Genomic DNA, 13681 nt, shown 5'->3' with positions numbered 1-13681 from the left:
GTGCGCGCGATCAGTTCGACGGTGCCGCCTGTGGCATTACCGCCCGTTCCGCCATCACCGCCATCTAGGCCACCGCCGAATAGATAGAAACCTTCCGCGCCGTTACCGCCGGTGGCATCTGCTTCCAATACAATGAAGCCGAGATCGATATTCCCGCCCGCGCCAGTGACCTGTAATCGTGCCGTGCCCGCAGTCGCATCGCCGCCATTGCCGCTGTTGCCGGTATTATTTGCCGGGTCGATTCTGCCTTGACCGCCATCACCGCCGGTCGCATTTGCTACTATCGTCGGATCGTCCAAATCGACGGCTGCATTATTGACATTGATTACTGCCACACCGCCATAGGCACCGCCTCCGTTGCCACCGGTTAATCCGTAACCGCCCTCTCCGCCTGTGGCGCTGGCGTTGGTAGTCAACACGCGACTTGTCGGATCATCCTGGTTGAGATCAATTGTGGCACTGCCGCCACTGCCGATACCGCCATTCCCGCCGGGGCTGTCCGCATTGCCCGAGCCGCCGCCACCCGAATTGTTTCCGCCATCGCCGCCCGTACCCAAGGATTCTACGTTTGCCGATCCAAAGGTCAAGGTGCCGGACGTATCGCTTAGCAGGGCGTCTCCGCCGGTTGCGTCGCCGCCTGATCCGGCTTGTCCACCGATGACTGTAGCGCTGGCAACTGGATCGAACCTCTCATTGGTAGAGCCACCATAGCCGCCGTTGGCGGAGGCGCTGATCCGTAGCGTCTGCGCGTCAATGGTAGCCGCTCCTGCCATGTTGAATGTTGCTGTACCACCCAGTCCGGCACCGCCGTCGCCGCCGTCGCTGCCGTAGCCGAAGCCACCTGAGGCACTGGCTCCGTACGGAGCAGAGGCGGGGTTATTAGCGTCTGCCGACACGGTTAGGGTATTGGTAATGGTCAGATTGCCATTTATAGCATTGAACGTGGCATTGCCGCCGATGCCGCGACCACCGTTGCCTCCAGCGGTTCCGCTGGTGATATCTCCATCAGCGCCATCGCCGCCAAAGGCGTTTGCACTGATCGTCAAGTTGGTGACAGTTGCGTTGCCACCATTGAGATTGAACGTCACATTGCCGCCCTGACCATCCCCACCGTCACCCGCGGACACGCCACCTGCCATAGCTGCGTTTACCACGGTAAGGTCCATGGGTGCAGCAAAGGCGGTAGCAAATGGTGCCACCGAAATGGCAGGCTGTATGGTCACTTCGGATCCACCCCGGCCACCGGCACCGCCCGCACTGACTTCAATATCGCCTGCAATGAATGTACCTCCGAGAAGGTCAAAGATCACGCTGCCACCAACACCGGAGCCGCCATTTCCTTCAAACGGTCCGGAAAATTCCGGGCCGGAAAGAATCGATCCGTCGGAGTTGAAATCAATGTCGGTAAAACTCATCCTGCTGCTGATTGGTGACGTGCCTTCCAGCAAGATTGTGGTTGAACCACCTTGGGCATTGGTCGGTGTCAAAGTTGATGAATCATTTGCGCCCGCCTGTGCACTGGCGTTTACCGAGAAAAGTCCGGTGAGAGTTATGAAACCATCATCCGCGTGAACCAGAATATCCCCTCCGGCCGCATTGACGCCGTTCGTGCCTGTGGAGTCAGAATAGCTGTAAAAATCGACATCGCCACCGGCAATTCGTCCGCCATTTCGAGCGACTAAATCGATATCACCTGCGGTCAGAAGCGAACTCAATTCGGTTGTGGAAAATTCGATTGAACTGCTGGTATCAACGATAAGGCTACCGAAACTGATGCTGCCATTTTCGGCAGTTAAGGAGACAGATCCGGACGTAAGGGTACTGCCGGCAAGACCATTGGACGCCTCGGTTCGTATCGAGATATCGTTCGCAATATCGAGCCCCGCACCCTCGCTTGTATCGAGTGTGCTGATCGTTACCGCGTCTATCGCAGGATCGCTCACAATATTGCCGGATGTTCTGGCGTCAATAACCATGTTGTCGGTTATGGATACATTGGTGCCGGTATTGCTGACGGCAAAATTAACCGTGCCGCGGCTGAGGTTACCGGCGATGCCGTTGCCGCCGGCGTCAAGGGATACTCCTCCCTCTGCAAAACTGGAAATTCCCACGCTTCCAAAACTGTGCAACCCGCCTGAGATGGCAAGATCAACTGCGCCTGCGACGGCGACATTGTTCTGGATTGCTGCAATGTCTGACCCGCTGGTACGTTCCGCATCGGTTGTTATCTGAAGATTTCCGTCGACCGTCATCTCGCCGCCCGACAGATTCAGCACGACATTGCCGGCGATGCCGTCACTGCCCAGTAAACCGGCTCCGTTTCCGCCGATCTTTCCCGACCCTGTACTTATGGCCGAAGCGTTGAAAGCAATATTGCCGCCAAATTGCGCTGTGCCGCTGTCCATGTTGAACGCGATATTGCCTGCCTGACTGAAACCGTTTTGAATCTCGCCTTTGCCGCCTTGGGCGCTGGTCAGGAACGTTGCATTTCCGCCCACATCCAACACGCCACCATTGGTAATGTTGATGGTGACGTCTCCGCCGGTGGCATCCTGACCGATTCCGGTACCGCCATTGTTAAGAACCGTGAAAAAATCATCGGCACCGATGCCGCGGCTATCGAAGTTCAAATCACCGGACAGGGTAAGGCCTGTGTTGGCCGAAGTTGCAAAACCTGTGCGATCAAGATTCAGGTTGATATTGCCGCCGGTGGCGCCGGTACCGGCTGTCAAATTCACATCGCCATTGACCAATATCTGGCCACCGCCTGATGTATTCAGATTGATTTCATTGCCCGAGGTCAGGTTTAAATCCTGCGAACCCTGAGTGTTGGAGATGACAATTGAATCGGCAACCGATAGCGCTGAAAGGGTGATATCATTGGCTGAGAATAAATTCAGGGTCGAACCGAAAGCGGCCCCGCCGGTGCCGCCGATCTGGATATTGGCGGCTGCAGTTGAAGTCGTATTTTTTTCAATAGAATTTGTCGGTGCGGTTGTAGAGCCGCCAGCTGTAACATTGCCTCCGGCGCTGAGCACTATATTGCCGTTTACGATGTTTGCATCGACTGCTTCTTCATAACCCACTGTGCCGGCGACAAGCATGGTCACGGCCGTATTTTTGGGTACAGCGACCATGTAAATAGCCTGCGCGTCGGCATTGGTCACGGCGCCATCGCCGTTAAAACTTGGAGTTGATGCTGGCCCAGTTGTGGTTCCTGTATGGACAATACCGTTGGCATCACTGGTGCCCATACCGATCGAAATATCGAACAGTCCGTTGTTGATAGTCAGGTCAGCCTGCTCGGCAGCGACATAGGCGACCGAACCATCGACCGTTACATCGCCGCCCTGAACGATACGCGGCGCCACCATGGCTACATAGCTGCTGCGGTCGTTCAGCGCGTTGATTGTGGCGCCATTTTCGATGATCACCGATGAACTGCTGCCAGCAACACCGTTGAAACTCATCGTACTGCTGATTGTATCTATATTGTTCGTGGTCAGCACCAGACTGCCGACGTCAAATGTGCTGGTGGCGCCGGCGATAATTCCGCCCGGGCTATAGAACCAGATATTCCCGCCCGGAGTCGTCGCTCCAAGATCCAAAAAGCTCTCGACAGCGCCGTTGAACTGCACCGGTCTGCCATCGGCGGTTACCTGCGGCAATATACGATTCAGAACCGTATAGTTTGTGCCGTTGGATACAAAGCGCAGAGTTCTTCCACCCGGCAAAATATTAATCGGGTTGTTGACCAGGCCATCGGCACCCGAGGTGGGTGCATTTGTGTCGAGCGGTGTCCAGTTCAACACTACTTCGCTCAGAGATATTTGTAGCTGATCCAGATTGGTCGTACGCGGACTCGAAAAGACCGCGCCTCCCGTCGGACTCGTCACACTTGCCTGAAAAGCTTGGCCATCGACCGGTGTGAAAGTCTGTGCCTGTGCCGTGTGCGGAGCGGCGGCGAGCAGGACGGCTGCTGCGGCCATAGAACTTCCGGATAGCCAGCGCATTTTTCTGCCGAGGCCTGGGGTAGCTTTCGGGTTTCTGCGTTGCGGTCTTGTCGTCATCTTGCTGTCCTCGGTTGAACTGCGGCTATTCTCTGGTCGAACAATGATTCCATCATCTGCGCCTCCAGGGAGCGAGCTGGATGGTCAAACTCAGCAGCGCCCGTGGGCCGTCGCGTCGGGTCTGAAAGGCTGCGCGTTTCAATGGGACAACAGCGGTCAAATCCAGACTGACGTGCTGGGCAATCGTCGCGCGCACCCCGCCACCAGCGGAATAAAGTTTCTGGGGATCACCCGGAACATTCTTGTTCCAGACACCCATCAGATCAAAAAACAGATAGGGCTGGAGGGCGACGCCTTCAGGGGTCTGGGGTACCAGAGAGCCGTAGCTGATCTCGGTCTGCAAACCATAGCCACTATCACCGATGATCGTCCCGGGATCATAGCCGCGACCGGTGGTATAATTGCCGCCGGATACTTCTTCATAGGAGAATAAGGCGTCCGGCGAATATTGCATTCGAGGTTTCAACGTCAGTGCGAGCAGCGGGGTAGGGCGGAAATCGAGTCTGGCCTGGCCCCGGACGACGAAGGCGGTCGGATCGCCATCGGCGCGGGTCGGAAAGACGGTCTGGCCGATGCAGTTGACAAAAGCAGGGCCGCAGCCTTGGCTTGCGCCCAATATGTCGAGGCCTTGACGGAACTCCAGCGAACCGCCCATGCCCCATTTGGGTTCAAATGCGGAATAGCCGCCACGCCCGGAAATGCTGCCTTGCTCGATCTGGTTGAAGTCGAGACGGGCATAAGCAATGCTCAACCTGTCCTCGTTGGTGCGTACGCCCAGAACATCAGTGCGCTGGTTGACGAAGTCGAGGCCGACGGTCCCGAATATATTGCGCGACTGCTTTCTGACGAATGGATAAGCAGCATAAGCACCGGCGACCAGGGTTTCGGATTTGACATCCAGTCCGCCTGCTATTTCCGGTTTGGTCCATGCATAGGTAAAATTACCACCAAATTTCAATCCTTCGCCACCGACCCGGAACTCGTGGCTGACTTGCAGAACTTGCTGCTCCTTGAAGTCAGCAGTCGAATAGCCGCTGATGATTGTTTCATCACCCAGTCCGGTGAGTCCGTTGAACCGGAGCCTCGCCAGTCCGCCAAAACGTCCGACCGCCTCGGAACCAAAATTCTGGATATTGGCGTCGGCATAAATCGGGGTGCGGACAACGTTGAACTCGCCAACCACTTCGCCGGGCTGACCGCCGGATTCGGCGGAAACCGGACGCAGCGAAAGCCGGACATCGAGGCCCGGTATATCGCGAGCGAGCAGCAGATAGCGGTCCGCCGTATCGATATTGAAAACCGGTTGTTCGGCAAGCTTCTGGATATATTTCTGCAGCAGGCCTTCGGACGGTCCGGCGTTTCCACGGACCTGGACGGAGGTCATTCGCGCCATCAGCACGTCGAAACGGACATTGCCCTGGTCGATGGTTTGCGGTGGTACCTGCACGGCGGCGAGATAGCCCGCGTTGCGCAAAATCGTTGCTGCCCGGTCGCGGATATCGCAGACCACCGAAACCGGCACGTCCTGCCCGACATAATCGGCATAGGATGAACTGAGCGAAGCGGCATCGACCGATATCAATCCGGTGAAATCAACGTTCTTGAGCGTGAACCGGAGGTCGGAAAATTCCGGCCCGGCGAGCGGGCAGGCGGACCGTTCGACTTCTCCGTCGACCGACAGCGCCTGGGCCTGACCCTTGAGCGCTTCGTCAATGACTCCGCGCTGGATCTCTTCTCTGGTCGGCGCTGCGACAGAAGACTGTCCCCAGACCGGCAGGCTCGTTGAAAACACGGCAAAGCTCGCCGCCAAAGCAGTTGTTCGAAACGTTGTGCGCGCTAGCGACATATTTTTCCCCGTCTTGCGATGATCCCTTTGCGACCCCATGAATCATCTTATACTCACTCTGCCGTCCAGCCCTCATTCCGGACGGCAGATATTCTTCATAGTCTAACCCTGATCTGCAGAGTCCCCGTTGTTCAAACTAAGTGTCTCGACCAGCAAGTCCAGTTGGCCGGAACATCCGTTCTCGATCAGCATCGACGCCGCGTCATCAAGGTCGGTTGGTTCATTTTTCAACACAACAAAATTTACCTCGACCGATTGTGGTACATTCGAACCGAGCAGACGAAAGCTTGCGCCATCGGTTACCGGTAGAACTTCTTTCGGCCACGCCTTCAGTGCGCTGCCTTTTCTCCAGGCTATTTCGGTAACATTGCCATCCTTTGGTTCGACGATCGAAGCCGTCGCCGATCCCGTATAATCAGGCCGCCAGACAATCAGCGCATCGGCATCGGCAACACAGAATTTTCCGCCTTTGGTTACGTCAAGAAACCACAGGTTCGGATTATGCGGCGTTTCGACCGCGACTGCGCCCGCTGCACGAACCGCTCCGGTCCTCGCCCGGCTGCTGCCGCGATTGCTGATGAAGCTCGATAGACGGCGCGATGCGGTCGATGCAGATCCACCGCCTTGTGCCAGTGAAAAGGTCCCCGGACCTTTGAGGACGCGGGTTCCTGCCTTGGTCAGGATCGTCACCTGATCCTGAGCCTTCAGCGAAATTTTCGCATCATTCGCCATTTTCTTGCCGGCGGGATAGCTGCTCGCTGAAGGACCGGTCGAACGCATGACCATATTCTGGGCCATCGCGACACTGCCAACACCGAAAAGCAATATTGTGCCAAAAGCCGCTTTCGCAAGGCGGGGAAGTGTTCTTCCGGATGTTGCCGGATCAGATTTATCCAAGTGCATAGCTTTCTCCATTTTTTGTCTTTTTCAATCTTTTAAGCAAATTGGCGAGACCTAGATCCTCACCATATTCTTTTGTCATGGCACCCAGTGCCTGAATAGAAGCAGTATCACCTATTTCATGGGCTGCTATGACTGCGGTCACTGTTGCACGGGCATCATCTTCCCAGTCCGGCACCGGTTCGAAAACCTCGACCGGCGTTGACCGGCCGCGCAGCGTGATCCGGCCCATAGGCCTGAACCAGTCGAGACCGGTCCGTTCCATTGCTTCGCGGCTAAGCAGCACTTTGGTATCCAGTGCCTTGTTGGCGGCTTCGAGCCGGGCTGCTGTATTCATGGCGTCACCGAGTGCGGTATATTGGATGCGGCCTTCACCACCGAAATTGCCGACGATGGCGTCCCCATAGTGCATGCCTACCCGGGTTCTGCCAATCGGCGGCACGCCTTCCGGAACATTGCGGCGAAAGTCTTCGCCCGCCAGATAAAGCGCGTAAGCCGCTCTCGCCGCCCGCTCGCCATCATCGGGATAGGCAATGGGAGCGCCCCAGAAAGTCACCAGTGCATCGCCGACGAATTTGTCGATGGTGCCACCATATTCCAGCGCCACTTCGCTCAGCCGGTCGAGATAATCGTTGAGCAAGGTTGCGACCATTTCCGGTTCGATCGCATGGGTCAGCTTGGTAAAGCCTTCGAGATCGGTAAATACCGCGAATATTTTGCGTTTCTCTCCGTGCAACGCGAGTTTCTCGGGGTCCTTCAAAATCTCGTTTGCGATCGATTTCGGCAAATATTTTCCCAGCGCATTCTGTGCAAATGCCCGTTGTTTGGAATTGATCGTCCGCGCGGCCGAACCGACCGAGGCATAGCCGAGCAGCCACCCGACACCCCATCCAAAGGCCGGTAGCGAAAGCGTGTCGATCCCGATATTCTGCAACACGAAAGGGAATATGAGAAAGAATGCAAACTGGCCGAGCAGCACGAAACCGACCTTAAGTGCATTGCCTATGATCAGAGCGGACAGGCCTCCACAAATCGCAACAATCAGCGCGCCGACCCACAAGGTCCAGCTTGGGATAGGGGCAGGCAGATCATCATTGAGCAATTGCGCGAGCATGTGGGCATGGACCTCCAGCCCGATCATCTTGCCATCATCACCTCTGATATCGGCCAGTCCGCCTACGGGGGTTTCAAACCGGTCGCGATCGATGAAGTCGCCGCCGATCAGCACACGCTTGCCGGCGATAAAAGATCCCAGCATTTCCGCTATTGCCGGATCGGCAAAATTCTCGATCGGAAATTTGTCGAACACCGGAACATCGGTTGCCGCCGGTACATGATAGCGGATAGCGCCGCCGTTCTTGGCGAATTTCGGATTGGGCGCGGTCAGCGCGATGGCCATGAACGGCGGTGCACCGGGCCGGTGTGGTGTCCATCGGCGCTGGACGCCGTCGCTATCGGTTTCCAGCTTGATATTGGTGGGCCGAACATTTTCGGTGCGGGCTTCTTCGAAAAACTGTTGCAGAAATTCATGTTCCGCAAATGTGATCTCGGGATTTTCCCTGGGGTCGGCATAAGCCAGGAAGGTCGGCGTTTTCATATTCTTGAAAGCCGAGATGAGCAGATCATCATCATCCTGCGGCATCGTGAACAATATATCTATGCCGATCGATTTGGGGCCTGCGGCATCAATGGTCTCTAGCGCCTGCGCCAATATTGTCCTGTCAACCGGAGAGCGCTGGCCGGTCAGCTTGAGTGTATCTTCGTTATAAACGACCATGACGATATTTTCGTCTTTGTCGATTTCCGGTGCGAATACCGATGCGCGCAAGTCATAGAGCGCGCGCTCGGCTTCCTGGATCAGCGGTGTTGTCCATGCATATCGGGCGACAAGCACTGCAAGGATAATGAACAATATCGTCGACCCGAGACGGATCGGGCCAAGCTGATCAAACAGACGGCGCAGGGATTGCATCACGCCCCTGGCGCCTTCCTTTACATCTCGGTTATTTTTTGCCGGATCTGTGGGCAGGGCGGTTGTTGCCATTATTTCAGAGCGCCTTTGCTTGCCGGGGAATCCGCCTCGGCTTTAACGGCTGGGTCCTTGGCACCAGGCAAAAATGGCCGGGCTCCGTCACCGATCAAGGCAAAACCGGACCAGTAATAGGGGTGCGATGTAAGCGGGTCATTCATCAATTCCAGTTGGGAATTTCTTAGCGCTCCCGTAATCGATTGGCCTCTGCCACCGCTGAACAATCCGTTTATCAGTCGCTCGGTGGCGCGGAAGTCATCCGGAGCAGGCCAGTGGCTGGCCAATACCGAACGTCCGCCAGCACCGATGAAGGAACGGACCAGGCCATCCAGGGCGGTGCCACCGCCACTGCTGACGCCCGCAGCGCGGGTCGCAGCTATGCTGGCTTTGCCAGCCGTATCGCATGCGGACAGAATGACGATATCGGCATCCAGCTTGAGGTCGAAAATTTCGTCAAAGGCCAAAAGACCGTCTGAGCCCTTTTCGCCAAAAGAAGTCAGCAGAGCCGGTTTTGCGGGGCAAGACGGATTGGGTGCGGTTACCAGACCGTGGGTTGCAAAGTGCAGGATGCGATAATCGCTGATATTGCCCTTCGACAAAATGCCGGTATCGGTAAATGCAGCGCCGGTAATGATTTCGGAACTTTCCGAGCCGACCTGAGACCGCGCCTCTTTCAACTCGCTGTCGGATATCGGGCTATTCCACTGGCTCAGTGGCCACTGGCAACTGGCATTCATATCCTGAGCCCCACCGCGAATGCCCGCTATCTTGGTATTGGCCAATATCGGTTCGTTCCGGCCCAGTCCCAGATATTGCATCGATGCAGCGCTTTGGGGAGCCTGACGGGCATCGGTGAATGCCCGTGCCGATACGGCGGTGCTGATATCAATATTCCTGCCGAGCCATTTGACATCGGTAAAATCGAAGAAATCGCCATCAGGCGCTGACGTTCTGGCAAGATATCGTGAAACCGATGCATCATCAGCAACCAGCAGATTGATCGGCAACCGGAGCATTGCCCCGTCGGGTTCGAATATCAGATGCTTCTTTTCCGCAAGCTGGTCGGAAACCGGTGCGAAAAGACTGGAATATAGTGAGCGCGCGGCTTCGATGTCGAAGGCATAGGTGACATATTGGCCATTTTCGTAAACCGATATCGAAGAGCGGATCGTGTCGACATTTTTATCGAGTTCACCTTCGTCAAGCGGTATCCTGTAGGTTTTTGCCTCTGTTTGATCGGTGTAGAACATGAAAATATCGCCGCCGATGATCGCCATCCGCATATAGGCTTCGTCGGGCAGCATATTAGCCCGCAACTCGTCGAGGTTGAGAAAGCGTTCAGCAACCGCACGATATTGCGGGAATTCGGCAAGTCTAACCTGAGTCAGTTGCTGGCTTCGTTCCAGCGCTTCAATTTCGACTGCAAGATCGCTGCTTTGCATGCTGACCGCCGCTGATTGCTCCAATTTCCCCAAGGCGGAGAACCGTATCCGCAACCGTTCAATGCTACGCGACAAATTGGTGGATTGCCGGAACAGGCGCGCGGCATCATCTGTGCCTCCGCTGAGCTCGCGCGAAAGAACCGCCTGGGTTTCGGCGACGCCCGGACGAACCAAGATCTGCGAGGCTTTGAAAAACTGTTCGGTCGCCGTCTGGTCTGTGGCAAGAAGCTTGAAATAGGGAGCAAGCTGATTGGCCATCCCGGAAATCGCGCTTCGTTTGCCCAAGGAGCTGTCTACCACCTCACTATAGAATTGTCGGGCTTCGGCCTCCTTGCCTCGCCGCAACAGAAAGGATGCGAGGCGTGCCTTGGCGCCGTTGACCGCTCGCGTTTCCGGATATTGGATGGTCAGCAGATCCAGGCCATCGCGGAGCAATTGCTCCGCTTCGCCCAAGTCCCCCTCGGCTTCCGAAATCAAAGCCAGTTCGGAGAGGGTCTGGGCTCTCAGGCGGGTGATCGATGTAACCCGGCCATCGCGAACCGCGACAGCGCGGTTATAAGCGGAGACCAGCGAAACGCGTGCTGCCGTTCGATCGCCATTGATCCGCTGGGCGGTGCCCAGAAGTTGCAATGCCTGCGCATCGATGATCTCGGCACGTTCCTGTTCGCTTAACTTCAGTTCATCGACAAAGCCGAGCAGGCTGCGGGTTCGAACGCTTCCGTTGATCCGGGTAGAAATCGGAGCGGTGATTTCCAGGCGCTCGGTCATCCCAGCCTGCTGTGCGAGCTTGGTCTGTAGCGGGCGGTTTATTCGTTCGACAGCTTCACTGAAACGTCCCTGATTGAGCAGGTGTATAGCCTCGAAATTCCGTTGCAGCCGTTCGGTCACCGGGCCCCAACCATCGAGGTCCCTTGCTTGTTCGAACAGATTATCGGCTTCGGCAAATTCACCGAGATTGGATTTCTGCAAGGCCCGGTTGATCAGATATTCGTCGGGGTTGATGTCTTCCCCTTCCATCCCGGATGTGCGCTGTTGCAGTGTTTCGAAAAAGGCGGCGGCTTCCGCATAATCGCCGCTGAGATTCCGCCTGTAACCTTCAGCCAGAGCCTGGACGGGTTTGAGCGTTGCGGCCTGAACCCGGGCAAAGGCAAAGGGATCTTCGACCGAAGTAGAGGCGACATCGATTTTGCCGTCGACAATCGAATCATTCAAAATCGATTTGAGCGCGAGCAGTGTCGCGCTGTCGTACGCGGCCAGGCCTTCCGCTACAAAGGAAGTGCCGTTTTGCTGGCCCTGAAACACCGAATAGGCAACTGGCTCCGCCGCGAGATGACAGGCACTGTGACGAAAGTCTCCGAGGGGCGCTTGCGCCGTACTTGCGGTGCAGGTCACAGGTTCGCTGCGGTGGGGGGCTATGCGATCGAGCAAATTCTGCTCGGACGATCGCGAGGAATAGATAAAACCGACCGGTCTCGCACTATCGCGGCAAACCACCGCCCAGCTGCGGTCGAACATATTGGCCTTCGCTTTATTTTCGATGCTGCGATCCTGTACCTGGCATAAAATGCCTTTGCTGCTTCCGATCGGGAAACTGTCGCGAAGCGAAACCGGCGTGCCTTGTGCAAACGCCGTCGCCGGGCTTGCAAGCAAACCCATAGCCAATGTCAATGTGCCAATCCTTGTCCGGTGCACGATATTCTCCCCACAATATTAGTGCATTGCCAAGCCCCCTCAGACTTCGGCAACGGCGATTGCGACCCAGAATGTCTGTATCGCTACACCAGTTGGCGGTCGAATCCGAGTCTCAGATAGTAGATTATCGACTCTCGGGGTAAATTGGGTGATTATTGTCACAAAGCGGGACAATTTTCAGAATTTGGCGTGAAAAATCAGGAATTTCGCTGGTTAAAGTCCGCGAAACTCTATTGCATCGCTGATCGGCACGCGAGGAACGTCAAAATTATTGATAGGGGCATCCGGATCGCGATAGCCGATCGCCATGCCGCAAAAGAATATATGATCGTCGTCGATGTCCAGCAGCTCGCGCATATGGGTGCCGTACATCGCCCAGATTTCCTGGGAGCAGCTGTCGAGCCCGGCTTCGCGCAGCAACAGCATCACGGTTTGCAGCCACATGCCCATGTCCGACCATTGCGGCGGACCCATATATTTCTTGGTATAAGTGAACAATTGCACCGGTGCGCCGAAACTGTCCCAGTTCTGCGCCATTTGCGCGATCCGTCCAGCGCCATCTCCGCGTTCTAGCCCGACGGCGTTGAACATCTCTATCCCGACCGCGCGGCGCTGTGCTTCATAGCGCCCGTCGAGTTCCTTGGGATAAATCGCATATTCTATATTCTCGCCCATTGGCGCGGTCGCGGCCTTGGCCTTGACCACATCGGTGATCCGGGTCAGTTCATCGCCGCCGACAACAACAGCATTCCACGGCTGGGTGTTACCACCGGATGGAGAGCGTTGTGCGGTTTTCAGGACTTGTTCGAGAATGGCCTTGTCGACCGGCTTGTCGAGAAACTGGCGCACGGAGCGGCGAGAGGTGACGGCTTCGGTTACGTTCATTCACTCAATCCTCATCGAATAGTCCGGCAAGTTGCTCGACCATCGTGCCGCCCAGTTGTTCGGCGTCCATGATCGTGACCGCCTTTTTATAATAACGCGTCACATCATGGCCGATGCCGATGGCGACCAGTTGCACTGGCGAGCGGCTTTCGATCCATTCGATTACCTTGCGGAGATGGTTCTCCAGATAGGCACCATGGTTGACCGACAGGGTGCTGTCATCGACCGGCGCGCCATCGGATATCACCATCAGGATGCGGCGTTCTTCGGGGCGGGCGATCAGCCGGCTGTGGGCCCAGAGCAGGGCTTCGCCGTCAATATTCTCTTTCAGCAGGCCTTCGCGCATCATCAGGCCGAGATTTTTCTTGGCATGGCGCCAGGGCTCATCCGCCTTTTTGTAAACAATGTGGCGCAGGTCATTGAGCCGCCCGGGATTGGTCGGGCGATCCGCCGCGAGCCAGTCTTCACGGGTCTGGCCACCTTTCCAGGCGCGGGTGGTAAAGCCGAGAATCTCGGTCTTGACACCGCAACGCTCCAATGTCCGGGCCATGATGTCGGCGGAAATGGCGGCAATCGAAATCGGACGTCCGCGCATCGAACCGCTATTGTCGATCAGCAGGGTGACGACGGTATCACGGAATTTGGTTTCGCGTTCGATTTTGTAAGACAGGCTGTGCGAAGGATTGCTGATCACCCGGGCGAGGCGGGCTGCATCCAGCATGCCTTCTTCCTGATCAAAGTCCCAGCTGCGGTTCTGCTGCGCCATCAGGCGGCGTTGCAGGCGGTTGGCAAGCTTGGTCACCGCGCCCTGTAAGTT

7 protein-coding genes are annotated in these 13681 nt (G+C 56.3%); all 7 read right to left on the bottom strand.

The features are described from left to right. Positions 1–3989 (bottom strand): beta strand repeat-containing protein (locus V7680_RS13185; protein WP_442955044.1); only part of this gene is annotated, 3989 nt, incomplete at its 3' end. A 133-nt stretch (positions 3990–4122) separates the two neighbouring features. Continuing rightward, entirely contained in the window at positions 4123–5916 is a 1794-nt protein-coding gene (locus tag V7680_RS13180) for a ShlB/FhaC/HecB family hemolysin secretion/activation protein (protein ID WP_335653729.1), read from the bottom strand. A 102-nt stretch (positions 5917–6018) separates the two neighbouring features. Beyond that, a complete protein-coding gene (locus V7680_RS13175) occupies positions 6019–6819 on the bottom strand; it encodes a hypothetical protein (protein WP_335653728.1) in 801 nt (266 codons plus the stop codon). Then, positions 6806–8860 carry an adenylate/guanylate cyclase domain-containing protein gene (locus V7680_RS13170; RefSeq protein WP_335653727.1) on the bottom strand — a complete coding sequence of 685 codons (2055 nt, stop codon included), beginning with the start codon at positions 8858–8860 and terminating at the stop codon, positions 6806–6808. The genes V7680_RS13175 and V7680_RS13170 overlap by 14 nt, the downstream gene beginning before the upstream one ends. Beyond that, positions 8860–11955, bottom strand: a complete 3096-nt coding sequence (locus V7680_RS13165) for a CHAT domain-containing protein (protein WP_335653726.1) — start codon at positions 11953–11955, stop codon at positions 8860–8862. The genes V7680_RS13170 and V7680_RS13165 overlap by 1 nt, the downstream gene beginning before the upstream one ends. A gap of 237 nt (positions 11956–12192) precedes the next feature. After that, a complete protein-coding gene (locus V7680_RS13160) occupies positions 12193–12864 on the bottom strand; it encodes a nitroreductase (protein ID WP_335653725.1) in 672 nt (223 codons plus the stop codon). Positions 12865–12868: 4 nt separating this feature from the next. Beyond that, positions 12869–13681: cobaltochelatase CobT-related protein (locus tag V7680_RS13155; protein WP_442955043.1), on the bottom strand; the 813-nt coding region annotated here is incomplete at its 5' end.

Source organism: Parasphingorhabdus sp., assembly GCF_036963705.1.
Classification (GTDB): Bacteria; Pseudomonadota; Alphaproteobacteria; order Sphingomonadales; family Sphingomonadaceae; genus Parasphingorhabdus.
The sequence above is the reverse complement of the archived record's forward strand: the minus strand, read 5'-3'. Positions and strand labels throughout refer to the sequence as shown.